We start from the raw sequence: 25,638 nt of genomic DNA on the forward strand, positions 1-25,638 counted from the left end.
GCCGTCTGAAAAGCAAAAGCAGCCTGAAAAGGCAGCCTGAAAAAAAAGGACAAGCAAATGATCGAATACAGCAATAGCAAAACCATTACCGCCGAACAGTTTGCGGGCGTACTCGAGCGTTCCGGCATCCGCCGTCCCACTACCGACCTGCCGCGCCTGCAAACCATGCTCGATCAGGCCGACATCCTGTGGACGGCATGGGACGGTGCGAACCTTGTCGGCGTTGCCCGCTCTCTTACCGACTTCGCCTACGCTTGCTATCTGTCCGATCTTGCCGTCGATACCGCCTGCCAGCATCAGGGCATCGGCCGCGAACTCGTCCGCCGCACACAGGCGCAAATCGGCGAAAAAGTCGCCCTGATTCTGCTTTCCGCCCCTGCCGCGATGGACTACTACCCGAAAATCGGCTTTGAAAAAGCCGAAAACGCCTTTATCGTCAAACGTACCGCCTGACACGGCAAGGCAGCCTGAAAACGCACAACGCAAGTTTCAGCAAAGTTTAAAACCAAAACCAAACACCAAAATCCCCTAAAACGGAGGATACGAACCCAATGGCAAACCTAGTCAAAACCTTCCTGCTCGGCGAGCTGGTCAAAGGCATGGGGCTGACCCTGAAAAACTTCTTCGCCCGCAAGGAAACCATCTACTTCCCCGAAGAAAAAACCCCGCAGTCCGTGCGTTTCCGCGGCCTGCACGCCCAACGCCGCTACCCCAACGGCGAAGAGCGCTGCATCGCCTGCAAACTGTGCGAAGCCGTCTGCCCCGCAATGGCGATCAACATCGAATCCGAAGAGCGCGAAGACGGCACCCGCCGCACCACCCGCTACGACATCGACCTGACCAAGTGCATCTTCTGCGGCTTCTGCGAAGAAGCCTGCCCCACCGACGCCATCGTCGAAACCCATATTTTCGAGTACCACGGCGAGAAGAAAGGCGATCTGCACTTCACCAAACCCATGCTGCTGGCCATCGGCGACAAATACGAAGAAGAAATCGCCAAACGCAAAGCGGCGGATGCGCCCTACCGTTGAGGCAGCCTGAAAGGCAAAAGGCTACCTGAAAACCTTAAACTGCCGTCATTAGTGAATAGGTCGGGCATTTATGCCCGACAAACGCCGGCCAATTTGAAACATGTCGGGCATCAATGCTCGACCTACAAACTGAAAACACAAGCAACGTAGGGTGTGTGGCTCCGCCACGCACGCGGCAAAGCAAAAGCAGCCTGAAACGCAAAAGGCAGCCTGAAATCCAAACAGGAGCAGCACCATGAGCAAAACCCTCGTCATCGTCGCGCATCCGAGTATTGCGCAGTCCGCCGTCAACAAACGCTGGCTTGCCCAATTGCGCCGATACCCCGAACGCTTTACCGTGCACGAGCTTTACGCCACCTACCCCGACGGCAAAATCGACATCGCCGCCGAACAGCGGCTGGCGGACGCGCATCAGGCTTTGGTATTGCAGTTTCCCGTGTATTGGTTCAACTGCCCGCCGCTGCTGAAACAATGGCTGGACGACGTGCTGACCTACGGCTGGGCATACGGTTCGCAAGGCAAAGCCCTGGCAGGCAAGAAAACCGCGATTGCCGTGTCGCTGGGCACGCCCGCTGCCGACTACACGCGCGAAGGCGCAGTCGGCTGCACCGTTGCCGAAGCACTGCGCCCGTTTGAATTGTCCCTGCGCTACTGCAACGCCGACTACCGCCCGATGTTTGCCTTCCACACCATCGACAGCAACGCGGGCTACACCGAAGCCGCTTTGCAGGCGATAGAGCAAAGCGCGGCGGATTATGTGGCGTGGCTGGATGCGCTGGCGCAGGCAGCCTGAAACCGTAAGAGGCTACCTGAAAAACCAAACAGGCCGTCTGAAACCCGCAGCCATGCAGCTTGGGAAAGCCTGAAAGAAAAAATAAAATGTTTAAAATCATTATGCTGGTAAAGAAGAAAACCGAACTCGACACCGAGGCATTTATCGCCCGCTGGCAGCAGCATTCTGAAAAAGTGCTGGGTTTGAAGGACGTACTGAATATCCGCCATTACGCCAAAACGCTGCCGTTTCAGGCCGGTGCGCAACCTGCCACCCAGCGCGGCACGCTGCCGTTTGCGTTTGATGCGATGGGCGAGCTGTGGTACGACAGCCGCGACGATTTCCAACGCGCCCGCGAAACCGAAGCAGGGCAGGCGGCACTGGCCGCACTGCGCGAGGATGAAGCCGAGTTCGTGGATTTGCAGCATTCCGTCATGTGGTTTGGCGAAGAAGAGCGCGTGATTTGAAGTCAAAGGCAGCCCAGACCCCAAAAAAAGGCCGTCTGAAAAGCATTGAAAAACCCCCACCGGAAAGACCTTTATGAGCTTCCAACTGATTATGTTCTACACCCTCGCCGCCATCATCCTGTTTGGCGCGCTCAAAACCGTAACCGCCAAGAACCCCGTGCACGCCGCGCTGTATCTGGTGCTCACCTTCTGCATGAGCGCCATGATGTGGATGCTGATGCAGGCCGAGTTTCTCGGCATCACGCTGGTGGTGGTGTATGTCGGCGCGGTGATGGTGTTGTTCCTGTTTGTGGTGATGATGCTCAACATCGACATCGAAGAAATGCGCAAAGGCTTCTGGCGCAACGCCCCCGCCGCGCTCACCGTCGGCGTGCTGATGGCCGTCGCCCTGATTCTGATACTGGTGTCGCCCAAAACCAATCTTGCCGCCTTCGGCCCGATGAACGACATCCCCGCCGATTACAGCAACGTGCGCGATCTCGGCAGCCAGATTTACACTACCTATCTGCTGCCCTTTGAGCTTGCCGCCGTGCTGCTGGTGTTGGGCATGGTCGCCGCCATCGCCCTGGTACACCGCAAATCCACCAACCCCAAACGCATCGACCCCGCCGACCAGGTCAAAGTCGATGCCAAACAAGGTCGCCTGCGCATGGTGAAAATGGCCGCCGTGGTGCAGACCCCGTCCGCCGCCGCAGCCGAAGAAACCGACGATGCCGCCGATTCGGAGAACAAAGCATGATTACGCTGACACACTATCTGGTACTCGCCGCCCTGCTGTTCGGCATCAGCGCCATGGGCATCTTTATGAACCGCAAAAACGTACTCGTTTTGCTGATGTCCATCGAGCTGATGCTCCTGGCCGTAAACTTCAACTTCATCGCCTTTTCGCAATACCTGGGCGACACCGCCGGCCAGATTTTCGTCTTTTTCGTCTTGACCGTAGCCGCCGCCGAATCCGCGATTGGTTTGGCGATTATGGTATTGGTGTTCCGCAACCGCCGGAGCATCAACATCAGCGATTTGGACAGTTTGAAAGGGTAGGGCGGTTTCAGACTGCTTTGCAGGCTGTCTGAAAAGCAGACGTAGGTTGGGTTGCAAACCCAACAAAATGCTGAAAACGCAAACGTCGTTGTTGGGTCTCGACCCAACCTACAAGACTCTTGGCTGAAACCGCCGACAGTCAAAGCCGAAAAAAGATTCCCGCCTGCGCGGGAATGACGAAAATGAAAGAAACCGCCGTTTCAGACGGCCTGCAAAGCAGCCTGAAATCCAAAGGCCGTTTGAAACCCAAGCAAGCCGCGTTTTTTCCGAAAGATTAAAAGTTCAACCCCTAAGGTTCACAACATGACTGATATGACTTTATACCTCACCATCGCCCTTCTGCCGCTGGCGGGCTCGCTGCTGGCGGGGCTGTTCGGCAACAAAATCGGCCGCGCAGGGGCGCATTCGGTAACGATACTCGGCGTGGCGGTGTCGGCCGTGTTGTCCGGCTGGGTGCTGTGGGGCTTTATCGACGGCTCGCGCGCCAAGTTCGACGAAAACGTCTATACCTGGCTCACAATGGGCGGCATTGATTTCTCGGTCGGCTTTCTGGTCGATTCGATGACGGCGATGATGATGGCGGTGGTCACCGGCGTGTCGCTGATGGTGCATATCTACACCATCGGCTATATGCACGACGAAGCAGTAGGCTACCAACGCTTTTTCAGCTATATCTCATTGTTTACTTTCAGCATGCTGATGCTGATTATGTCCAACAACTTCATCCAGCTTTTCTTCGGCTGGGAAGCGGTGGGCTTGGTGTCGTATCTGTTGATCGGTTTTTATTTCAAAAAACCGTCGGCCACCTTTGCCAATTTGAAAGCGTTTCTGGTCAACCGCGTCGGCGACTTCGGCTTTGTGCTGGGCATCGCGCTGGTGCTGGCCTATTTCGGCGGCAGCCTGCGCTATGCCGACGTGTTCGCCTATCTGCCGCAGGTGCAAAACGCCACCATCGAGCTGGTTCCGGGCGTGCAGTGGTCGCTGATTACCGTAACCTGCCTGCTGCTGTTTGTCGGCGCAATGGGTAAATCCGCCCAATTCCCGCTGCACGTCTGGCTGCCCGACTCGATGGAAGGCCCGACGCCGATTTCCGCGCTGATTCACGCGGCAACGATGGTTACTGCCGGCCTATTTATGGTGTCGCGCATGTCGCCGATTTACGAATTGAGCAGCACCGCCTTGAGCGTCATCATGGTCATCGGCGCAATTACCGCCCTGTTTATGGGCTTTCTCGGCACAATTCAAAACGACATCAAACGCGTGGTGGCCTATTCCACCCTGTCGCAGCTCGGCTATATGACCGTGGCGCTGGGCGCGTCGGCCTACTCCGTGGCCATGTTCCATGTGATGACCCACGCCTTCTTTAAAGCCCTGCTGTTTCTCGCCGCCGGCAGCGCCATCATCGGTATGCACCACGACCAAGACATGCGCCATATGGGCAACCTGAAAAAATACATGCCGATCACCTGGCTCACCATGCTGCTGGGCAATCTGGCGCTTATCGGCACGCCCTTCTTCTCCGGTTTCTATTCCAAAGATTCCATCATCGAAGCGGCCAAACTCAGCAACCTGCCCGGCAGCGGCTTTGCCTACTTCGCCGTACTCGCCAGCGTGTTTGTAACCGCGTTTTACGCGTTCCGCCAATACTTTATGGTGTTCCACGGTAAAGAAAAATGGCGCGAGCTGCCCGAGCACCACGACGATCATCATTCAGACGGCCACCATCACGGCCTGGGCAAACACGATAACCCGCACGAAAGCCCGTGGGTAGTAACCCTGCCGCTGGTATTGCTGGCCATTCCGTCCGTGATTATCGGCTACATCGCTATCGAACCCATGCTGTACGGCGACTTCTTCAAAGGCGTGATTTTCGTCAACCACGAAGCACACCCCACCATGCACCTGATGAAAGAAGAATTCCACGGCGCGCTGGCGATGGTGTCGCACAGCCTGCACTCGCCCGTGCTGTATCTCGCTATCGCAGGCGTGGTAAGCGCCTGGGTCTTGTACATCAAAGCCCCGGGTCTGCCCGCCAAAATCGCCGCCGCCTTCCGCCCCGTGTACGTATTGTTTGAAAACAAATACTACCTCGACACGATTTACTACAACGTTTTCGCCAAAGGCAGCCGCGCATTGGGCACATTCTTCTGGAAAGCCATCGACACCGCCATCATCGACAACGGCCTCGTCAACGGCAGCGCCAAACTCGTCGGCGCCGTCTCCGCCCAAGTACGCAAAATGCAAACCGGCTTTATCTACACCTACGCCGCCTTTATGGTAACCGGCGTACTAGTGCTGATTGTGGCGTTTTTCTGGGGGCTTTGGTTCGGATAATTGGTGTTTCAGACGGCCTTTGGGTTGCAGGGCAGCCTGAAAGCAAAAAGGCCGTCTGAAAAACAGAACACCGCGTGAAACCCTGCAAGCAGACGCCCACCCACTGCCGTCATTCCCGCGCAGGCGGGAATCTTGGCGCAGATGCAGCAACCCCGTGTTTCAACTGCCAATCATTGAAGCCGGAAAAAGATTCCCGCCTGCGCGGGAATGACGAAACAGAAAGAAACAGCCGTTTTCAGACGGCCTTGAAAGCAGCCTGAAAAACGAAAGGCCGTCTGAAAGCGGGTTTGCAGGCTTCTGCAAAACCCAAAATAGGAAGCGATATGCACCGCCATCCCTTAGCCGGACAGCCTGCCGTGTATATTATGGCCAGCGGCAGAAACGGCGTGCTGTATATCGGCGTTACCATGAACCTGCCCGAGCGGGTATGGCAACATAAAAACAGCCTTGATTTCGACAGCTTTACCGCCCGTTACAATGTGCACGATCTGGTGTGGTACGAACTGTTCGAGCATATGCCCGCTGCCATCGCCAAAGAAAAAACCCTGAAAAAATGGCGGCGAGAATGGAAAATCAGACTGATAGAAGAACAGAATCCCGAGTGGCTGGATTTGTTCGCCGGTCTGATACGTTAGAAGGACAAGGCAGCCTGAAAATAAACAGGCCGTCTGAAAAGCAAAAAGGCCGTCTGAAATCCTGCAAACAGCCGCCCCACCACTGCCGTCATTCCCGCGCAGGCGGGAATCTCGGTGGAATTGAACGAATGCAGGTTCAAGCCGCCATTGTTGGAGCGGAAATAAGATTCCCGCCTGCGCGGGAATGACGGCAGTAGAAGCAACACCGTTTTCAGACGGTCTCAAACAGCAGCCTGAAAACAATGGTCGTAGGGTGTGTGGCTCTGCCACGCACGCGGATAAAACCAAAGGCAGCCTGAAACTCCGCAAACAGCCGTGCCCACCACAGACGTCATTCTCGCGCAGGCGGGAATGACGGGTGTAAATAGTTATGTATAAATGAAATTAACAAGTTATGTGGTAAAGCATGATACCGGCTTTGCCCCCAATCCGTATTACGGTTTTTTAACTTTGGCAACCTGCAAGCCGAAGATCAGGCAGAGTGCCAATATCGGCGATATTCTTGTCGGCACCGGTTCTGCACGGGGTGTCGGCAATAATAAAATTATTTATGTCGGTGTTGTCTCTGAGGTGTTGAGCACGATAGATTATTCTATTGATCCGCGCTTTGAAGCAAAAAAACCAAGTAATCAAGACGAAAAGGCGAAAAGAGGCGACAACATTTATTACTGGCAGGATGGGCAATGGCAGCAGATTAAAAATATCTCGCATGGCAAAGGCGAAATATATGATGATTTGCAGCCCAATCGTATCTTGGTTTGCGAAAAATTTTGGTATCTCGGCAATCAGGCTAAGATGATTCCTGAAGAATTTTTAGAAATAGTAAAAATCGGCCCCGGCCATAAAAATACTATAGATGAAACTTTAATAAACGATTTTATGAAATGGATAGGACAGTTTCCTCGAGGAGTAATGGGAGAACCAAGCAGTTTAAGTTTCTGTAGCTCCGACAAGATTCCCGCCTGCGCGGGAATGACGGCAGTAGAAGCAACACCGTTTTCAGACGGCCTCAAAAGCAGCCTGAAATAACAGAGGCCGTCTGAAAGGCTACCTGAAAACCCGAAAGGCCGTCTGAAACCCCTTTACCCAACCCACCCACGCAACCCAAACCGAATTATTTTTACAAACCACAGGCAAACACTATGTTTTCAAACAACCTACTCAGCTTGGCAATCTGGGTGCCGATAGCGGCCGGTATTCTGGTCTTGGCGACCGGTTCCGACCGGCGGGCGCTGTTGGCGCGCATTCTTGCGCTGATTGGCGCGGCGGCCGGATTTTTGGTAACGCTGCCGCTGTTTACCCGTTTCGACCGTTTGAGCGGCGGCTTCCAGTTTCAGGAATTCCACCAGTGGATTCCCACGCTCAATATCAACTACGCGCTGGGGGTGGACGGTATTTCGGTGCTGTTTGTCATTCTCAACGCCTTTATCACGCTGATGGTGGTGCTGGCGGGCTGGGAAGTGATACAGAAGCGGCCGGCGCAGTATATGGCGGCGTTTCTGATTATGAGCGGCCTGATTAACGGCGCGTTTGCGGCGCAGGATGCCCTGCTGTTTTATGTGTTCTTCGAGGGCATGCTGATTCCGCTGTATCTGATTATCGGCGTGTGGGGCGGCCCGCGCCGCGTGTATGCGTCGGTGAAGCTGTTTCTCTATACGCTGATGGGTTCGCTCCTGATGCTGGTGGCGATGGTGTATCTGTCGTATCAGGCAGGCGGCAGCTTTGCGATTGCCGATTTCCAGAATCTGAAACAGATTCCGCTCGGCATCCAACAGATTTTGTTTGTCGCCTTTTTCCTGTCGTTTGCCGTGAAAGTGCCGATGTGGCCGGTGCACACCTGGCTGCCCGACGCGCACGTTGAAGCGCCGACCGGCGGCTCGATGGTGCTGGCGGCGATTACGCTGAAAGTGGGCGCATACGGCTTCCTGCGCTTTATCCTGCCGATTCTGCCCGACGCGTCGCGCTTTTTCGCACCGGCGATTGTGGTGTTGAGCCTGATTGCGGTGATTTACATCGGCATGGTCGCGCTGGTGCAGACCGATATGAAAAAACTGGTGGCCTATTCGTCCATCAGCCATATGGGTTTTGTTACGCTGGGGATGTTCCTGTTTCTCGACGGCCGTCTGAACGACTGGGCGCTCAAAGGTGCAATCATGCAGATGATTTCGCACGGCTTCGTTTCCGCCGCGATGTTTATGTGCATCGGCGTGATGTACGACCGCCTGCACACGCGCAACATCGCCGATTACGGCGGCGTGGTGAATGTGATGCCCAAGTTTGCCGCCTTTATGATGCTCTTCGGCATGGCCAACGCCGGCCTGCCTGCGACTTCGGGCTTTGTCGGCGAGTTTATGGTGATTATGGGTTCGGTTGAAGTAAATTTCTGGGTGGGCGCGCTGGCCGCGCTGACGCTGATTTACGGTGCGTCTTACACGCTGTGGATGTACAAACGCGTGATTTTCGGCGCGATTACCAATCCGCACGTGGCCGAGATGAAAGACATCAACGCCCGCGAGTTTCTGATTTTGGCGGTGTTGGCCGCCACCGTGTTGGGTATGGGCTTGTGGCCGGAGCCGTTTATCGCCGTGGTGCATCAGGCGGCCAACGATCTGATTACCCAAGTGGCGCAAAGCAAGATTTGAGGTGTGTGAATGAATACGAATAGTTTGAACCTGCTCCCCGCGCTGCCTGAAATCGTGCTGCTGTGCGGCCTGTTTTCCGTGCTGCTGATTGATTTGTGGCTCAAAGACGGTCAGCGCCGCGTTACCCATTATCTGAGCCTGCTTGTGCTGGCGCTGGCCGCTGCCGCGCAGTGCTATGTCTGGACGCCAGTCGCCGTCAGCATTTTTAGCGATATGTATCTTTCAGACGGCCTCTCGCAGCTGGCCAAGCTCACCATGTACGCCGCGCTGGCCGCCGCCTTCGTTTACGCCGCGCCCTACAACCGCGTGCGCAGCATTTTCGGCGGCGAGTTCTACACCCTGTCGCTGTTCGGCCTCACCGGCATGAGCATGATGGCGAGCGCGGGACACTTTCTCGTTGCCTACATCGGGCTGGAGCTGCTGTCGCTGTCGCTTTACGCCATGATTGCCCTGCGCCGCGATTCCGCCCGCTCCGCCGAAGCCGCGCTGAAATATTTTGTTTTGGGTGCGCTGGCATCCGGCCTGTTGCTTTATGGCGTTTCCATGATTTACGGCGCAACCGGTTCGCTCAACTTCGCCACCATTCTCGCCAACAGCTATAGCGGCCTCGATCAGCCCTGGCTGATGAAACTGGGCTTGATATTCGTCGTTGTCGGCATCGCCTTCAAACTCGGCGCCGTGCCCTTCCATATGTGGGTACCCGACGTCTACGAAGGTGCGCCGACTTCCGTTGCCGCCATCGTCGGCAGCGCGCCGAAAATGGCCGCTGCCGTGTTCGCCGCCCGCATCCTCTACGGCGCGATGGACAACGAACATGCCGATTGGACGCAGATGCTGGCCGTGATTGCCGTCGCCTCCCTGCTTGTCGGCAACCTCGCCGCCATTATGCAGACCAACCTCAAACGCATGCTGGCCTATTCCACCGTCTCGCACATGGGCTTCGTGCTGCTGGCCTTCCTCGGCGGCAGCATCAGCTTCTCCGCCGGCCTCTACTATGCGCTTACCTATGTCGCCACCGCGCTGGTTGGCTTCGGCGTGCTGATGCAGCTTTCCGACGAAACGGCCGACTGCGAAACCATCGCCGACCTGGCCGGTCTCAACCAGCGCAACGCCTGGTACGCCTTCCTGATGCTGCTCACCATGTTCTCGATGGCAGGCATCCCGCCGCTGGTTGGCTTTTACGCCAAACTCCAGGTGATCCAGCTTCTGGTCGGCAAAGGCTATCTGTGGCTGGCCGTGTTCGCCGTCGTTATGTCGCTGATCGGTGCCTTCTACTACCTGCGCGTCGTGCGTACCATCTACTTCGACGAACCGCAAAACGTCCGCATCAGACCGGGCAGCGCGGTGGCGAAAGCCGTACTCTCGGCCAACGCCCTGCTGCTTCTGCTGTGGGGCATCCTGCCGCAAAGCGTGATGGACTGGTGCGTACAGGCCGTGCAGACCGCCGCAGGCTGATTGCACAGATACACAGAGGCCGTCTGAAACCCCGTTTCAGACGGCCTTTTTCGTTGTGCTCTTGGCAAGATGCGACGGCAAACGGAAGCGGCAAACAAACGTCATAGCCGCAGAAAGCAAAAAGGCCGTCTGAAAGCGCGAGATCCGCTTTCAGACGGCCTTTGGTACCTGTCCGCAACAATCAGGGCAAATCCCCAGTGGCCTTTTTCAGACGGCCTCTATAAAACCCGGTGCGCCAGCGCGGGCAGCCGCGTGCGGACGCTGTTGAGGCGCACGGGGTCGAGGTCGGCGGCGATCACACCCTCGCCTTCAGGCAGAACGGCGAGGATGTCGCCCCAAGGGTCGACTATCATGCTGTGGCCGAAAGTGCGCCGCCCGCTCTCGTGCGTGCCGCCCTGTCCCGCCGCCAGCACATAGCACTGGTTTTCCACCGCGCGGGCGCGCAGCAGCAACTCCCAATGCGCCTTGCCCGTGGTGTAGGTGAAGGCGGCGGGCAGCAGCAGTGCGGCGAAAGGGGCTTGGGCGCGGAAAAATTCGGGGAAACGCAGGTCGTAGCAGATACCCTGCGCCAGCGGCCAGCCGTCGGCGGCCAGCTTCGGCACGCTGCCACCCGCCGCGATGGTGTCGGCTTCGGCGTAACGCTCGCCCAAACCCGAGTAGCCGAACAGGTGCATTTTGTCGTAGCGGCCGAGCAGAGTGCCGTCGCGCCCGTAAACCGGCATGCTGTTGAGCACCTTGCCTGCTTCGCCGCTGTGCAGCGGAATAGTGCCGCCGAACAGCACCACGCCGCATTCGGCGGCGGCCTCTGCCAAGGCCGTCTGAAAACGCCCCGCGCCGAAGGGTTCGGCAAGGGCGAGCTTGTCTGTGTCGGCGTGTCCCATCAGCGGCCAGTATTCGGGCAGCAGCACCCAGCCCGCCCCCGCGTCCGCCGCTTGGCGCACCAGGCGGCGCATGGCGCGGATATTGGCTGCGGGATCGGCGGAGGAAACCATTTGCACCACGGCGGCGCGGATTTTTTCCATGTTTTTTTCCTTTCAGACGGCCTGTTCGTGTCAGATAGGCTGATTGCCAACCGCTCCTAATGCCTGCCAAACAGCTTCATCAGTGGCAGCACCACGGCGCAGGCCGCCGCGCCCGCCAGCAGGCCGACGGCCATGGCGGCAATCGCGCCCGCCAAACCGTCGTGTATGCCCACATGGTGTAAAAAGTCTGCCAAAACAGGCAGATTGTGGGCAATCAGGCCGCCGCCGACGAGGAACACCGCCAGCGTGCCCGCTACGCTCAGGCCGCGCATCAGCCACGGCATCAGGGCAATCAGGCCGTGCCCCAAGCCTTTGAGCGCACCGCCGCGGCGGATGAAAAACAGCCCCAAGTCGTCGAGCTTCACAATCACCGCCACCAGTCCGTACACAAACACCGTCATGCCCACACCGATCAGCAGCAGGGCGAGCGTGCGGTCGAGCAGCGGCGCACCCGCGCCCACCGTGCCCAGCGCGATGATGATGATTTCCGCCGACAGGATGAAATCGGTGCGGATGGCGCCTTTGATTTTCGCCTCTTCGCTGTCCAATTCGTCGGGCACGGCCTGCGGCGAATGTCCGGCAGCGGGGCGGCGGAAAAACTTGTGCAGCAGCTTTTCCACGCCCTCAAAACAGAGAAACAGCCCGCCCAGCATCAGCAGCGGCGTAATCAGCGCGGGCAGCAGCCACGACAGCAAAAGCGCGGCCGGTATCAGGATGAGCTTGTTGGCCAGCGAGCCTTTGGCCACGCGCCAGACGACGGGCAGCTCGCGCTCGGCCGACACGCCAGTGACCTGACCCGCGTTGAGCGCCAAATCGTCGCCCACCACGCCGACGGTTTTCTTGGCGGCGGCCTTGGTTATCAGCGACACGTCGTCGAGCACCGAAGCGATGTCGTCGAGCAGGGTAAAGAGGGAAGCGAAAGCCATAGCAGCCTTTCTCGGACGGTTTGTCCCAACGGAAAGAGCGGATTATACGGGCAAAGGCCGTCTGAAAAGCAGGTTTTGCGTCCAAACAGCCGTTTCAGACGACCTTTTTCAGACGGCCTTTTCTCCCTCTTTGTCGAACTCCTGCAAAAGAATGTCCAACACCGCCTGCGTGCGGGCGGACTGGATGCGGTAGGGCGTGACCGCGTACACATCCACGGAAGGCAGCGTCCAGTCGGGCAGCACGGTTTTCAGACGGCCTTCTGCCAAATCGGCGGCGATGTCGCCGTCAAGAAACAGCGCGAGCCCCAAGCCCGCCTTTGCCAGTTCCGCCAGCGCGTTGAGCTGGCCGCAGTAAATGCCTTGCGACGTGTCGAGCTCGAAAAAATCCGTGCCGCGCCGCATCGTCAGGCGCGCGGGCAGGTAGCGCAGCCAGCGGCAGGACGCCAAATCCTGCGGCGCGGCAACGGGGTGTTCTGCGAGATAGTCGGGCGAGGCGCAGATCAGCCAGCGCTGGCGCGTCAGCAGGCGGGCGACCAGATTTTCGTCATCGAGCGCGTGTTCCCCGCCGCGCAGGGCGATGTCGGCATCGCCGCGCTGCAAGTCGATCAGGCCGTCGCCGAACAGCAGCTGCGGGCGCACGGCGGGGTGGTCGCGCAGCAGGCGTCTCAGGCTGCGGTGCAGCGCGGGATGGGCGGCCATGGCCGAGGGCAGGGTGATTTTGATGCTGCCGCCGACGTCGGTATTGACCTGCCCGAGTGTGGCAAACGCCTCTTCGGTGCAGCGCAGCAGACGGCGGCACGAATCCGCCAGCGCCCGCCCCGCGTCGGTGGGCGTGAGCGAGCGCGTGCTGCGGTTGAGCAGCTTCACGCCGTAGGTGCTTTCCAAGCGGCTGATGTGCTGGCTGACGGCCGACGGAGTCATGTCCAGTTTTTCGGCGGCGGACGACATCGTGCCGCATTCGAGCAGCGTGGCGAAGGTGAGCAAAGATTTGATTTCCTGCATGGGGTCTCCTGTTTCTGCACAGGCCGTCTGAAAACGGTTCAGACGGCCTGATTGTGAAGCTGTACTTAATTTGAAAGTAAGCCCGCAGGCTATTATCGCGCCGCCCTTTTGTCAATAAAATGCGCGGCATCGCCAAACCAACACAAGAAAGGTACATCATGAAAATCGCAGTTATCGGCGCAACAGGCTTGGTCGGCAATGCCGTGGTACAGGAATTGGCGCAGCGCGGCCACAGCGTTACCGCGTTTGCCCGCAATACGGGAAAAGTGTTCCAAGCGGCCAACGTCGATGCCGTTGCCGCCGATGTCAACGCGTCTGATTTTGCAGCGCAGCTTAAAGGTTTCGATGCCGTGGTCAGTGCGTTCAACCCCGGCTGGGACAACCCGAATCTGGCCGCCGATTTCACACGCGGCGCGGACAGCATCGTCGCGGCGGCGTGGGCGGCGCAAGTGCCGTATTTATTGGTCATCGGCGGTGCGGGCAGCCTGAATGTCGCGCCCGGTCTGCAACTGGTGGACACGCCCGATTTTCCGGCCGACGTGTATCCCGGTGCCAACGCCGCCCGCGAGCTGCTGAACCGCCTGCGCGAACGCCGCGATGTCAACTGGGCGTTTCTCTCGCCTGCCGCCATGTTTGCCGTAAACCCTGTGAAATTTGAAAAAACCGGCGCATACCGCATCGGTGCGGACGACGTATTGCTCAACGCCGACGGCTCGCCCGCCGACATCGCCCTGCCCGACCTGGCCGCCGCGATTGCCGACGATGCGGAAAACAAAGCGCATCTGTTTAAACGCTTTACCGTGGCCGAAAAATAAGCGGCAGGCCGTCTGAAACCGATTCAACCCATAAATCACAAGGAAACCCGTTATGAAAAAAACCATCGCCCTGATTCTTGCCGCCGCCGCGCTGTCGGCAGGTACGGTACACGCCGCGCCGAAAGCCAAAGCCGCCGTCAAGCAGGCGCAAAGCCAAACCGAGCGCAACAAAGCCAACGCGCTGGCGTTTTACGAAATGGCGTTCAACCAACACCGCGTGCAGGAAGCGGCCGACAAATACGTCGGCAAAAGCTATCTCCAACACAATCCCGGCGTGGCCGACGGCGCGCAGGCTTTTGTCGATGCGTTCGCACCGTTTCTGAAAGAAAACCCGCAGTCCCGCGCCGAGATCAAACGCGTGCTGGCCGACGGCGATTTGGTCGCGCTGCACGTGTTCAGCCGCACCTCGCCGCAGGACAAGGGCGAAGCGGTGGTGGACATTTTCCGCTTCGACAAGGCCGGTAAAATCGTCGAACATTGGGACGTGATTCAGGCCGTGCCCGACAAAACCGTCAGCGGCCGCTCTGTGTTTTAACAGGCCGTCTGAAAAGCAAAAGGCCGTCTGAAAGTCAGATTGGGCTTTCAGACGGCCTTTTTGCGTGCGGCTGTCAGGACGGGTTGGCTTTTTTCAGACGGCCTGCCGTTTGCCGTGCGGGCGGGAGGCCGTCTGAAAAACGGATGCGGGCAGGGAAAAGGCCGTCTGAAAAAGTTTAAAGGCCGTCTGAAAAAGCTTTCAGACGGCCTCAACGGGTTCGGACGCGGCTCAGATCAGACCGTGTTCGAGCAGTTTTTTACGCAGGGTGTTGCGGTTGATGCCGAGCATATCGGCGGCTTTGGACTGGTTGCCGCCGCATTGCGCCATCACGACTTGGAGCATGGGCTTTTCCACTTGGCGCAGCACCATGCCGTAAACGTTGGCGGCGGGTTCGCCGTCGAGGGTACGGAAATACTGATGCAGGTTTTGCTCGATGCAGTGGGCGATGTCGGTGGTTCGGTTCGGCATGGTGCACTCGTCTGGATGGTTTTTTAGGTTTTTTAGTCTGTTGCGCCGCGCGGCGGCAGCCCGTCAATGTCAGGCGCTATTGTAAGCAAAAAAAACGGTTTGTAACAGTTCTTTAAATTTTGTTAGCCGCATTGGCCGTTTCAGACGGCCATAAGCCGCTTCGGCGCTCGGGGGCGGTATCGAGGAAGGCGGCGACGGCGTCGTATTGCGCGGCGGCATTGTCGAGGGTGTTGGCTTGTTTGCGCAGGGCGGCGCCCTCGGCGAAAGGGGCGGTGTACCAGCCGATGTGCTTGCGGGCGATGCGTGCGCCGGCGGTGTCGCCGTAGAAGGCGTACATGGCTCGGAGGTGCTGCAAAAAGGTGTCGGCGGCCGTCTGAAAGGCAATGGGTGCGGGCGGCGTGCCGTGTTGCAGAAAGTGTTTGATTTCGGCGAAAAGCCACGGCCTGCCCTGTGCGCCGCGCCCGACCATCACGCCGTCGGCGCCGGTTTGCCGCAGCACGGCGGCGGCTTTTTCGGCGGAGGCGATGTCGCCGTTGACCCACAGGGGGATGGAGATGTCTTGCTTAACTTGGGCGATGAGTTCGTAAGAGGCGTCGCCTTTGTACATTTGCTCGCGGGTGCGGCCGTGCACGGCGAGGGCGGCGATGCCGGCCTGTTCGGCCATTTTGGCGATGGTGCGGATGTTTTTGTTGTTTTCGCAAAAGCCGAGGCGGGTTTTGAGGGTGACGGGTACGCCCGCCGCCGCGACGACGGCGGTCAGAATGTCGCCGACCAGTTTTTCGTTTTGCAGCAGGGCGCTGCCGGCCAGCACGTTGCAGACTTTTTTCGCCGGGCAGCCCATGTTGATGTCGATAATCTGCGCGCCCTGCTCGGCATTGTAGCGGGCGGCTTCGGCCATGCGCTGCGGGTCGCTGCCGACTATCTGCACGGCGCGGATGCCCTCTTCGCCGGCAAAATCGCTGCGGTGCAGGCTTTTTTGGGTGTGGCGCAGCGAGGGGTCGCTGTTGAGCATTTCGCTGACGGCGTAGCCCGCGCCGAAACGCCGTGCCAGTTGTCGGAAGGGTTTGTCGGTGATGCCCGCCATCGGCGCGAGGGCGGCGGGGGTTTCGATAAGGTATGAACCGATGGAGAACATGGGATGCGGGTGGAAAAAAGGGCGCGATTATATAGCGGAAGGGCGCTGCGGGGTTTGCAGGCCGTTCCCGCCTTCGCGGGAATGACGTTTCTGAAACGCCGTTTCAGACGGCCTTGACAGCGCCGCGCCGCGCGTTATCCTTGCGCGTTTTGGCAAACGGGAGGCGGCTGTGGTGCGGATGGTGTGTGCGGGAGTGGACGAGGCGGGGCGCGGGCCGCTGGCGGGCAGCGTGTTTGCCGCCGCTGTGGTGTTGCCGGAAACATACAATTTGCCGGGGCTGGCCGACTCGAAAAAACTCAGCGAGAAAAAGCGCGACGATCTGGCGGCGCGGATTAAGGAACAGGCGCTTGCGTGGAGCGTGGCTTCGGCGGGCACGGAAGAAATCGCCGAACTGAACATTCTGCACGCGGCGATGCTGGCGATGCGCCGCGCGGTGGCGGGACTGGCGCTGGTGCCCGACAAAATCCTCATCGACGGCAACCGCGTGCCGCCCGATCTTCCCGCGCCTGCCGAGGCAGTGGTGAAGGGCGACAGCAAAATCATCGAGATTTCCGCCGCTTCGGTGCTGGCGAAAACGGCGCGCGACGCGGAAATGTATGCGTTGGCAAAACGTTTCCCGCAATACGGCTTTGAGCGGCACAAGGGCTACGGCACGGCGGAACACCTTGCCGCGCTCAAACGCTTCGGCGCGCTGGCGGAGCACCGCCGCGACTTCGCGCCCGTGCGCGAAATACTGGCGCAGGGGCGGCTGTTCGAATAAGGATTGGAGGCCGTCTGAAAAACCGTTTTCCCGTTTTTCAGACGGCCTGCGGCACAAACAGGCTTTGAGGCCGTCTGAAAACAGAAAAAAGGACAGGATAAAGATGAATATTACGGTGTTGGCCGTCGGCACGAAGGTGCCGCGCTGGGTGGACGAAGCGGTAAACGAATACGCCAAGCGCTTCGGCCGCGACGTGGATTATGTGTTGAAGGAAATCAAACCCGAAAAGCGCGGCGCGGGCGTGAACGCGGCGCAGGGCATGGCGGCGGAGGAAAAACGCATCCTCGACGCGCTGCCTGCGGGGGCGCTGGTTGTGGCGCTGGACGAGCGCGGCAAAGCGCCGACCTCGGTGGAACTGGCGGCTTATCTGCAAAGCTGGCGGCAGAACGGCGAACACGTCTGCTTTCTGATCGGCGGCGCCGACGGCATGACCGACGCGCTCAAAAGCCGCGCCGCGCTGCTGCTGCGCCTGTCGAGCCTGACGCTGCCGCACGGCATGGTGCGCGTGCTGCTGACCGAGCAGCTCTACCGCGCAGTGTCGATTCTGAACAATCATCCCTACCATCGGGAGTAGGGTACGGAGAGGCCGTCTGAAAAAGGGTTTCAGACGGCCTCCGAATGTTTTTCCGTACGTTTTTCCGTTCCGCCGCAAGTCTGCGTGGCAATGTGAAGCAAAAGGCCGTCTGAAACCGCAATCGGGTTTCAGACGGCCTTTTTACGGCTGCCCGTTTATTTGGCGGCGGCGAGCGCCTGTGCCAAATCGGCGAGCAAGTCGTCGATGTGTTCGATGCCGACCGACAGACGCACCATGTCTTCGCCGACGACTGCGGCTTGCAGCTCTTCGGGCGATAGCTGGCGGTGGGTGGTGCTCGCGGGATGGGTGGCCAGCGATTTGGCGTCGCCGATGTTCACCAGACGCAGGAAGAGTTGCAGCGCGTCGATGAATTTTGCCCCTGCTTCGCGTCCGCCCTTGATGCCGAAGCTGAGCAGGCCGGAGGCTTTGCCGCCGTAGTCGCGGTCGATCAGTGCTTTGTAGGGGCTGTTGTCCAAAGCGGGGTAGTTGACCCAGGCGACTTGCGGGTGGTTTTGCAGGTAGCGGGCGACGGCGAGGGCGTTTTCGCAATGGCGCTCCATACGCAGGGCAAGCGTTTCCAGTCCTTGCAGCAGTAAAAAGGCGCTCATCGGGCTGAGTGCGGCGCCGGTGTTGCGCAGCGGTACGACGCGGGCGCGGGCGATGTAGGCGGCGGCGCCGAAGTGTTCGCTGTAATTGACACCGTGGTAGGAGGGGTCGGGCTGGTTCAGGATGGCATCGAAGCGCGGGTTGCCCGCCCAGGCGAATTTGCCGCTGTCGATAATCGCGCCGCCGATGGTGGTGCCGTGGCCGCCGATGTATTTGGTCAGCGACTGGATGACGATGTCGGCGCCGTGTTCGATGGGGCGGTAGAGGGCGGGCGAGGGGACGGTGTTGTCGACCATCAGCGGCAGACCCTGCGCGTGTGCGGCAGCGGCAAAGGCGGGGATGTCGATAACGTTGATGGCGGGGTTGCCGATGGATTCGGCGTAAACGAGGCGGGTGCGGGCGTCGGCAAGCGCGGCGATTTGTTCGGGTTTGTCGGGATCGACAAAGCGCACTTTGATGCCCTGCTGCGGCAGGGTGTGGGCGAAGTAGTTGTAGGTGCCGCCGTAGAGGGTTTTGGTGGCGATGATGTTGTCGCCCGCCTGCGCGATGGTTTGCACGGCGTAGGTGATGGCGGCCATGCCGCTTGCCACCGCCAGCGCGGCGATGCCGCCTTCAAGCTGCGCGAGTCGCTCTTCGAGCACGGCGGTGGTGGGGTTCATGATGCGGGTGTAGATGTTGCCCGCGACGTTGAGGTTGAAGAGGTCGGCGCCGTGTTGGGTATCGTCGAAGGTGTAGGAGGTGGTTTGGTAGACGGGCACGGCGGCGGCGCGGGTGGAGGGGTCGGAACGGTAGCCGGCGTGCAGGGCGATGGTTTCGCGTTTCATGGCGGTTTCCTTCTAGGAAAAACAGCAGGTTTATGGATAGGGATGAGTAAAGTAGACAAAAGGCCGTCTGAAAACCCGGTTTCGGGTTTTCAGACGGCCTTTTGTCAGCGGCGGAGCTGTTTGGCAGCTTCAATGGCGTAGTAAGTCAAGATGCCGTCGGCGCCGGCGCGTTTGAATGCGAGCAGGCTTTCTAAGATAACTTTGTCGCCGTCGAGCCAGCCGTTTTGGATGGCGGCCTGCAGCATGGCGTATTCGCCGGAGACTTGGTAGGCGTAGGTTGGTACGCCGAACTCGTCTTTGATACGGCGCACGATGTCGAGATACGGCAGGCCGGGTTTCACCATCACCATGTCTGCGCCCTCTTGGATGTCGAGGGCGATTTCGTGCAGGGCTTCGTTGCTGTTGGCCGGATCCATCTGGTAGGTTTTTTTGTCGGCTTTGCCGAGGTTGCCGCTGCTGCCGACGGCATCGCGGAACGGGCCGTAAAAGGCGGAGGCGTATTTGGCGGAGTAAGCCATGATGCGGGTGTGGATGTGGCCTGCGTCTTCGAGGGCTTCGCGGATGGCGAGGATGCGGCCGTCCATCATGTCGGACGGGGCGACAACCTGCGCGCCTGCGTCGGCGTGGCACAGGGCTTGGCGCACCAATACTTCGATGGTTTCGTCGTTAAGCACATAGCCGTCTGAATCGGTGAGGCCGTCTTGGCCGTGCACGGTATAGGGGTCGAGCGCGATGTCGGTCATGATGCCCAGTTCGGGAAACCGCTCGCGCAGGGCGCGGACAACGGTGGGCACGAGGCCTTCGGGGTTGTAGGCTTCTTCGGCGGCGGCGGTTTTGTTGCGGGTAACGACGGGAAACAGCGCGAGCATGGGAATGCCGAGTTTGACGGCTTCTTCGGCGGTAAAAAGCAGTTTGTCGAGGCTTTGGCGTTTCACGCCGGGCATGGACGGGATGTTTTCTTCCTGTCCGCTGCCTTCGAGTACGAACACAGGGTAAATCAAGTCGTCGGCGGTAAGCGTGTGTTCGCGCATGAGGCGGCGGGAGAAGTCGTCTTTGCGCATGCGGCGCATGCGGGTGGCGGAAACGTAACGCGGCGGAAAATTCATCGGTCTTCCTTTTGTATGGTCGGTAGTCAAAATAAAAGGGCGGATTATACGCCCGCCAATCCGCATGGGCAGAATCTGATTGAACGGTGTAAGAAAATTTCTTTACGAAACATTGGTGTTTTTGAAACGCTCGAAATATTTCCGCACAAAAGCTTGCAAAGGGTTTCCGGGTTCTGTATAGTTCACATCTTCGCTGCTTCGGCGGCGCTGTTCTTTAACAAAACGATTACCGATAAGTGTGAGTGCGCGAGCCTCACACTGCGACAAAAACAGACAGAAGATGTTTTCATTGACTGTCGGTTTCTTTGAAGCAGACCAGAAGTTATAAGTTAGAGATTGAACATAAGAGTTTGATCCTGGCTCAGATTGAACGCTGGCGGCATGCTTTACACATGCAAGTCGGACGGCAGCACAGAGAAGCTTGCTTCTTGGGTGGCGAGTGGCGAACGGGTGAGTAATGTATTGGAACGTACCGAGTAATGGGGGATAACCAATCGAAAGATTGGCTAATACCGCATACGTCCTGAGGGGGAAAGCGGGGGATCTTCGGACCTCGCGTTATTCGAGCGGCCAATATCTGATTAGCTGGTTGGTGGGGTAAAGGCCTACCAAGGCGACGATCAGTAGCGGGTCTGAGAGGATGATCCGCCACACTGGGACTGAGACACGGCCCAGACTCCTACGGGAGGCAGCAGTGGGGAATTTTGGACAATGGGCGCAAGCCTGATCCAGCCATGCCGCGTGTCTGAAGAAGGCCTTCGGGTTGTAAAGGACTTTTGTCAGGGAAGAAAAGGCTTTTGATAATACCAGGAGCTGATGACGGTACCTGAAGAATAAGCACCGGCTAACTACGTGCCAGCAGCCGCGGTAATACGTAGGGTGCGAGCGTTAATCGGAATTACTGGGCGTAAAGCGGGCGCAGACGGTTTGTTAAGCAGGATGTGAAATCCCCGGGCTCAACCCGGGAACTGCGTTCTGAACTGGCAGGCTAGAGTGTGTCAGAGGGGGGTAGAATTCCACGTGTAGCAGTGAAATGCGTAGAGATGTGGAGGAATACCGATGGCGAAGGCAGCCCCCTGGGATAACACTGACGTTCATGCCCGAAAGCGTGGGTAGCAAACAGGATTAGATACCCTGGTAGTCCACGCCCTAAACGATGTCGATTAGCTGTTGGGCAGCTTGACTGCTTAGTAGCGTAGCTAACGCGTGAAATCGACCGCCTGGGGAGTACGGTCGCAAGATTAAAACTCAAAGGAATTGACGGGGACCCGCACAAGCGGTGGATGATGTGGATTAATTCGATGCAACGCGAAGAACCTTACCTGGTCTTGACATGTACGGAATCCTCCAGAGACGGAGGAGTGCCTTCGGGAGCCGTAACACAGGTGCTGCATGGCTGTCGTCAGCTCGTGTCGTGAGATGTTGGGTTAAGTCCCGCAACGAGCGCAACCCTTGTCATTAGTTGCCATCATTAAGTTGGGCACTCTAATGAGACTGCCGGTGACAAACCGGAGGAAGGTGGGGATGACGTCAAGTCCTCATGGCCCTTATGACCAGGGCTTCACACGTCATACAATGGTCGGTACAGAGGGTAGCCAAGCCGCGAGGCGGAGCCAATCCCAGAAAACCGATCGTAGTCCGGATTGCACTCTGCAACTCGAGTGCATGAAGTCGGAATCGCTAGTAATCGCAGGTCAGCATACTGCGGTGAATACGTTCCCGGGTCTTGTACACACCGCCCGTCACACCATGGGAGTGGGGGATACCAGAAGCAGGTAGGCTAACCGCAAGGAGGCCGCTTGCCACGGTATGCTTCATGACTGGGGTGAAGTCGTAACAAGGTAGCCGTAGGGGAACCTGCGGCTGGATCACCTCCTTTCTAGAGAAAAAAGAGGCTTGTGCATTCACACTTATCGGTAATCGAAAGAGCGTTACAAAGGGTTTGTAGCTCAGGTGGTTAGAGCACACGCTTGATAAGCGTGGGGTCGTAGGTTCAAGTCCTACCAGACCCACCAAAAAAACCGTACGGACAAAATCCGATGCAGCAAGACGGGGGCATAGCTCAGTTGGTAGAGCACCTGCTTTGCAAGCAGGGGGTCATCGGTTCGATCCCGTTTGCCTCCACCACATACTTTACAAATCAAAAAGGGTTGCTATAATGCGCAGCCCGTTTTGATTTGCGAAGTAGACAAAATCGAACGCATAGATCTTTAACAAATTGGAAAGCCGAAATCAACAAACAAACGAAGTAAGGTTTGTGTCTGCATGAAACAGCCGGAAGGCCGTCTGAAAGCAGGTAGTTTTAAATAACAGACAAACCGAATACAGAAATTTGGGTGATGATTGTATCGACTTAACCCTGAAACACAAAAGGCAGGGTTAAGACACAACAAGCAGTAAGCTTTATCAAAGTAAAGGCCTTAAGGAACGTAGCTAGTCAACGGCGAAACTCCAAAGTCAGAAAGGTGCTTCAAATGATAGAGTCAAGTGAATAAGTGCATCAGGTGGATGCCTTGGCGATGATAGGCGACGAAGGACGTGTAAGCCTGCGAAAAGCATCGGGGAGCTGGCAATAAAGCTTTGATCCGGTGATGTCCGAATGGGGAAACCCACCGCATTCAGTGCGGTATCCTTGTCTGAATACATAGGACAAGAGAAGCGAACCCGGAGAACTGAACCATCTAAGTACCCGGAGGAAAAGAAATCAACCGAGATTCCGCAAGTAGTGGCGAGCGAACGCGGAGGAGCCTGTATACGATAGCCGTCGGGATAGAAGAAAGAATTGGAAACTTCTGCCATAGTGGGTGATAGCCCCGTATTCGAAATTCCGGCGGTGGTACTAGGTATACGACAAGTAGGGCGGGACACGAGAAATCCTGTCTGAAGATGGGGGGACCATCCTCCAAGGCTAAATACTCATCATCGACCGATAGTGAACCAGTACCGTGAGGGAAAGGCGAAAAGAACCCCGGGAGGGGAGTGAAATAGAACCTGAAACCTGATGCATACAAACAGTGGGAGCGGATTTATTCCGTGACTGCGTACCTTTTGTATAATGGGTCAACGACTTACATTCAGTAGCGAGCTTAACCGGATAGGGGAGGCGCAGGGAAACCGAGTCTTAATAGGGCGATTGAGTTGCTGGGTGTAGACCCGAAACCGAGTGATCTATCCATGGCCAGGTTGAAGGTGCCGTAACAGGTACTGGAGGACCGAACCCACGCATGTTGCAAAATGCGGGGATGAGCTGTGGATAGGGGTGAAAGGCTAAACAAACTCGGAGATAGCTGGTTCTCCCCGAAAACTATTTAGGTAGTGCCTCGAGCTAGACACTGATGGGGGTAAAGCACTGTTATGGCTAGGGGGTCATTGCGACTTACCAACCCATGGCAAACTAAGAATACCATCAAGTGGTTCCTCGGGAGACAGACATCGGGTGCTAACGTCCGGTGTCAAGAGGGAAACAACCCAGACCGCCAGCTAAGGTCCCAAATGACAGATTAAGTGGTAAACGAAGTGGGAAGGCACAGACAGCCAGGATGTTGGCTTAGAAGCAGCCATCATTTAAAGAAAGCGTAATAGCTCACTGGTCGAGTCGTCCTGCGCGGAAGATGTAACGGGGCTCAAATCTGTAACCGAAGCTGCGGATGTACTTTTAGTGCATGGTAGGGGAGCGTTCTGTAGGCCTGCGAAGGTGTCTCGTAAGGGATGCTGGAGGTATCAGAAGTGCGAATGTTGACATGAGTAGCGATAAAGCGGGTGAAAAGCCCGCTCGCCGAAAGCCCAAGGTTTCCTACGCAACGTTCATCGGCGTAGGGTGAGTCGGCCCCTAAGGCGAGGCAGAAATGCGTAGTCGATGGGAAACGGGTTAATATTCCCGTACTTTGATTCAATGCGATGTGGGGACGGAGAAGGTTAGGTTAGCAAACTGTTGGAATAGTTTGTTTAAGCCGGTAGGTGGAAGACTTAGGCAAATCCGGGTCTTCATAACACCGAGAAGTGACGACGAGTGTCTACGGACACGAAGTAACCGATACCACGCTTCCAGGAAAAGCCACTAAGCTTCAGTTGGATCAGAACCGTACCGCAAACCGACACAGGTGGGCAGGATGAGAATTCTAAGGCGCTTGAGAGAACTCGGGAGAAGGAACTCGGCAAATTGATACCGTAACTTCGGGAGAAGGTATGCCCTCTAATGTGAAAGACTTGCTCTGTAGGCATAGGAGGGTCGCAGAGAATCGGTGGCTGCGACTGTTTATTAAAAACACAGCACTCTGCAAACACGAAAGTGGACGTATAGGGTGTGACGCCTGCCCGGTGCTGGAAGGTTAATTGAAGATGTGAGAGCATCGGATCGAAGCCCCAGTAAACGGCGGCCGTAACTATAACGGTCCTAAGGTAGCGAAATTCCTTGTCGGGTAAGTTCCGACCCGCACGAATGGCGTAACGATGGCCACACTGTCTCCTCCCGAGACTCAGCGAAGTTGAAGTGGTTGTGAAGATGCAATCTACCCGCTGCTAGACGGAAAGACCCCGTGAACCTTTACTGTAGCTTTGCATTGGACTTTGAAGTCACTTGTGTAGGATAGGTGGGAGGCTTAGAAGCAGAGACGCCAGTCTCTGTGGAGCCGTCCTTGAAATACCACCCTGGTGTCTTTGAGGTTCTAACCCAGACCCGTGATCCGGGTCGGGGACCGTGCATGGTAGGCAGTTTGACTGGGGCGGTCTCCTCCCAAAGAGTAACGGAGGAGTTCGAAGGTTACCTAGGTCCGGTCGGAAATCGGACTGATAGTGCAATGGCAAAAGGTAGCTTAACTGCGAGACCGACAAGTCGAGCAGGTGCGAAAGCAGGACATAGTGATCCGGTGGTTCTGTATGGAAGGGCCATCGCTCAACGGATAAAAGGTACTCCGGGGATAACAGGCTGATTCCGCCCAAGAGTTCATATCGACGGCGGAGTTTGGCACCTCGATGTCGGCTCATCACATCCTGGGGCTGTAGTCGGTCCCAAGGGTATGGCTGTTCGCCATTTAAAGTGGTACGTGAGCTGGGTTTAAAACGTCGTGAGACAGTTTGGTCCCTATCTGCAGTGGGCGTTGGAAGTTTGACGGGGGCTGCTCCTAGTACGAGAGGACCGGAGTGGACGAACCTCTGGTGTACCGGTTGTCACGCCAGTGGCATCGCCGGGTAGCTAAGTTCGGAAGAGATAAGCGCTGAAAGCATCTAAGCGCGAAACTCGCCTGAAGATGAGACTTCCCTTGCGGTTTAACCGCACTAAAGAGTCGTTCGAGACCAGGACGTTGATAGGTGGGGTGTGGAAGCGCGGTAACGCGTGCAGCTAACCCATACTAATTGCTCGTGAGGCTTGACTCTATCATTTGAAGGACTTTAAAACCTTTAAGATAATGCTTACATCGGACTTGTTCCGATACTTTCATCACAGTTGATTTGACGACGGTTTGTAACCGTCCGGCTTTACCGATTTGAC

22 protein-coding genes, 2 tRNA genes and 2 rRNA genes are annotated in these 25,638 nt (G+C 57.3%); 19 read left to right on the forward strand and 7 right to left on the reverse strand.

Features of this window, described 5'->3' with window-relative positions:
* Window positions 1-57 precede the first annotated feature (57 nt).
* From ACG2K1_RS01595 to nuoN, 11 genes are all read left to right on the forward strand, one after another.
* Window positions 58-453, forward strand: a complete 396-nt coding sequence (locus tag ACG2K1_RS01595) for a GNAT family N-acetyltransferase (protein WP_036496584.1) — start codon at window positions 58-60, stop codon at window positions 451-453.
* A gap of 98 nt (window positions 454-551) precedes the next feature.
* Entirely contained in the window at window positions 552-1,031 is a 480-nt protein-coding gene (gene nuoI / locus ACG2K1_RS01600; protein ID WP_009427116.1) for an NADH-quinone oxidoreductase subunit NuoI, read from the forward strand.
* A 235-nt stretch (window positions 1,032-1,266) separates the two neighbouring features.
* Window positions 1,267-1,824, forward strand: coding sequence for an NAD(P)H-dependent oxidoreductase (locus tag ACG2K1_RS01605; RefSeq protein WP_009427119.1), 558 nt, complete (start codon window positions 1,267-1,269; stop codon window positions 1,822-1,824).
* An 86-nt stretch (window positions 1,825-1,910) separates the two neighbouring features.
* Complete coding sequence (locus ACG2K1_RS01610) at window positions 1,911-2,270, forward strand: EthD domain-containing protein (protein WP_009427120.1); 360 nt, start codon at window positions 1,911-1,913, stop codon at window positions 2,268-2,270.
* A 73-nt stretch (window positions 2,271-2,343) separates the two neighbouring features.
* Complete coding sequence (locus ACG2K1_RS01615) at window positions 2,344-3,009, forward strand: NADH-quinone oxidoreductase subunit J (protein WP_395429305.1); 666 nt, start codon at window positions 2,344-2,346, stop codon at window positions 3,007-3,009.
* Window positions 3,006-3,311 (forward strand): NADH-quinone oxidoreductase subunit NuoK, encoded by a 306-nt coding sequence (gene nuoK / locus ACG2K1_RS01620; RefSeq protein ID WP_395429306.1) that lies wholly within the window; start codon window positions 3,006-3,008, stop codon window positions 3,309-3,311. The genes ACG2K1_RS01615 and nuoK overlap by 4 nt, the downstream gene beginning before the upstream one ends.
* 303 nt (window positions 3,312-3,614) lie before the next feature.
* Window positions 3,615-5,645 carry an NADH-quinone oxidoreductase subunit L gene (nuoL, locus tag ACG2K1_RS01625; protein WP_395429307.1) on the forward strand — a complete coding sequence of 677 codons (2,031 nt, stop codon included), beginning with the start codon at window positions 3,615-3,617 and terminating at the stop codon, window positions 5,643-5,645.
* Between the two features lie 323 nt (window positions 5,646-5,968).
* Window positions 5,969-6,280, forward strand: coding sequence for a GIY-YIG nuclease family protein (locus ACG2K1_RS01630; protein ID WP_395429308.1), 312 nt, complete (start codon window positions 5,969-5,971; stop codon window positions 6,278-6,280).
* Between the two features lie 378 nt (window positions 6,281-6,658).
* Complete coding sequence (locus ACG2K1_RS01635; protein WP_009427131.1) at window positions 6,659-7,309, forward strand: hypothetical protein; 651 nt, start codon at window positions 6,659-6,661, stop codon at window positions 7,307-7,309.
* A 113-nt stretch (window positions 7,310-7,422) separates the two neighbouring features.
* Window positions 7,423-8,922, forward strand: coding sequence for an NADH-quinone oxidoreductase subunit M (locus ACG2K1_RS01640; protein WP_395429309.1), 1,500 nt, complete (start codon window positions 7,423-7,425; stop codon window positions 8,920-8,922).
* A 9-nt stretch (window positions 8,923-8,931) separates the two neighbouring features.
* Window positions 8,932-10,377 carry an NADH-quinone oxidoreductase subunit NuoN gene (nuoN, locus tag ACG2K1_RS01645; RefSeq protein WP_094031030.1) on the forward strand — a complete coding sequence of 482 codons (1,446 nt, stop codon included), beginning with the start codon at window positions 8,932-8,934 and terminating at the stop codon, window positions 10,375-10,377.
* A 218-nt stretch (window positions 10,378-10,595) separates the two neighbouring features.
* Here nuoN and ACG2K1_RS01650 read toward each other — a convergent pair whose 3' ends face one another.
* From ACG2K1_RS01650 to ACG2K1_RS01660, 3 genes are all read right to left on the reverse strand, one after another.
* Window positions 10,596-11,399: a carbon-nitrogen hydrolase family protein gene (locus ACG2K1_RS01650; protein ID WP_009426771.1), complete on the reverse strand. Its 804-nt coding sequence runs from the start codon at window positions 11,397-11,399 to the stop codon at window positions 10,596-10,598.
* Between the two features lie 56 nt (window positions 11,400-11,455).
* On the reverse strand, window positions 11,456-12,325 hold the full coding sequence (locus ACG2K1_RS01655) for a DUF808 domain-containing protein (protein WP_009426772.1): 870 nt from the start codon (window positions 12,323-12,325) through the stop codon (window positions 11,456-11,458).
* Window positions 12,326-12,433: 108 nt separating this feature from the next.
* Window positions 12,434-13,327, reverse strand: coding sequence for a LysR family transcriptional regulator (locus ACG2K1_RS01660; RefSeq protein WP_009426773.1), 894 nt, complete (start codon window positions 13,325-13,327; stop codon window positions 12,434-12,436).
* 158 nt (window positions 13,328-13,485) lie between these two features.
* Here ACG2K1_RS01660 and ACG2K1_RS01665 point away from each other — a divergent pair, with 158 nt between their 5' ends.
* Window positions 13,486-14,142: an NAD(P)-dependent oxidoreductase gene (locus ACG2K1_RS01665; RefSeq protein ID WP_395429311.1), complete on the forward strand. Its 657-nt coding sequence runs from the start codon at window positions 13,486-13,488 to the stop codon at window positions 14,140-14,142.
* 52 nt (window positions 14,143-14,194) lie between these two features.
* Window positions 14,195-14,677, forward strand: coding sequence for an ester cyclase (locus ACG2K1_RS01670; RefSeq protein WP_009426775.1), 483 nt, complete (start codon window positions 14,195-14,197; stop codon window positions 14,675-14,677).
* A gap of 228 nt (window positions 14,678-14,905) precedes the next feature.
* On the opposite strand, the gene ACG2K1_RS01675 is transcribed toward ACG2K1_RS01670, so the two are convergent.
* Both ACG2K1_RS01675 and dusB read right to left on the reverse strand, forming a co-directional pair.
* Window positions 14,906-15,145 carry a Fis family transcriptional regulator gene (locus ACG2K1_RS01675; protein WP_036496425.1) on the reverse strand — a complete coding sequence of 80 codons (240 nt, stop codon included), beginning with the start codon at window positions 15,143-15,145 and terminating at the stop codon, window positions 14,906-14,908.
* Between the two features lie 112 nt (window positions 15,146-15,257).
* On the reverse strand, window positions 15,258-16,280 hold the full coding sequence (gene dusB / locus ACG2K1_RS01680; RefSeq protein ID WP_009426777.1) for a tRNA dihydrouridine synthase DusB: 1,023 nt from the start codon (window positions 16,278-16,280) through the stop codon (window positions 15,258-15,260).
* A 178-nt stretch (window positions 16,281-16,458) separates the two neighbouring features.
* On the opposite strand from dusB, the gene rnhB reads away from it, so the two are divergent.
* Window positions 16,459-17,040 (forward strand): ribonuclease HII, encoded by a 582-nt coding sequence (gene rnhB, locus ACG2K1_RS01685; protein ID WP_395429317.1) that lies wholly within the window; start codon window positions 16,459-16,461, stop codon window positions 17,038-17,040.
* A 103-nt stretch (window positions 17,041-17,143) separates the two neighbouring features.
* Window positions 17,144-17,614, forward strand: coding sequence for a 23S rRNA (pseudouridine(1915)-N(3))-methyltransferase RlmH (gene rlmH, locus ACG2K1_RS01690; protein WP_395429312.1), 471 nt, complete (start codon window positions 17,144-17,146; stop codon window positions 17,612-17,614).
* 155 nt (window positions 17,615-17,769) lie between these two features.
* On the opposite strand, the gene ACG2K1_RS01695 is transcribed toward rlmH, so the two are convergent.
* Together ACG2K1_RS01695 and hemB are read right to left on the reverse strand one after the other, a co-directional pair.
* A complete protein-coding gene (locus ACG2K1_RS01695) occupies window positions 17,770-19,044 on the reverse strand; it encodes an O-acetylhomoserine aminocarboxypropyltransferase/cysteine synthase family protein (RefSeq protein WP_395429313.1) in 1,275 nt (424 codons plus the stop codon).
* 104 nt (window positions 19,045-19,148) lie between these two features.
* A complete protein-coding gene (gene hemB / locus ACG2K1_RS01700; protein ID WP_036496427.1) occupies window positions 19,149-20,150 on the reverse strand; it encodes a porphobilinogen synthase in 1,002 nt (333 codons plus the stop codon).
* A gap of 338 nt (window positions 20,151-20,488) precedes the next feature.
* Between hemB and ACG2K1_RS01705 the strand changes: the two genes are divergently transcribed.
* The 4 genes from ACG2K1_RS01705 (at window position 20,489) to ACG2K1_RS01720 (ending at window position 25,523) form a co-directional block, all read left to right on the forward strand.
* Window positions 20,489-22,029: ribosomal RNA gene (locus ACG2K1_RS01705) — 16S ribosomal RNA — on the forward strand.
* A 59-nt stretch (window positions 22,030-22,088) separates the two neighbouring features.
* Window positions 22,089-22,165, forward strand: a tRNA-Ile gene (locus tag ACG2K1_RS01710).
* Window positions 22,166-22,201: 36 nt separating this feature from the next.
* Window positions 22,202-22,277: transfer RNA gene (locus ACG2K1_RS01715), tRNA-Ala, on the forward strand.
* 354 nt (window positions 22,278-22,631) lie between these two features.
* A 23S ribosomal RNA gene (locus ACG2K1_RS01720) occupies window positions 22,632-25,523 on the forward strand.
* Together the 16S and 23S rRNA genes with 2 tRNA genes alongside form the textbook arrangement of a ribosomal RNA operon.
* Window positions 25,524-25,638: the final 115 nt, after the last annotated feature.

This window comes from Neisseria sp. 23W00296 (genome assembly GCF_044772855.1).
Classification (GTDB): Bacteria; Pseudomonadota; Gammaproteobacteria; order Burkholderiales; family Neisseriaceae; genus Neisseria.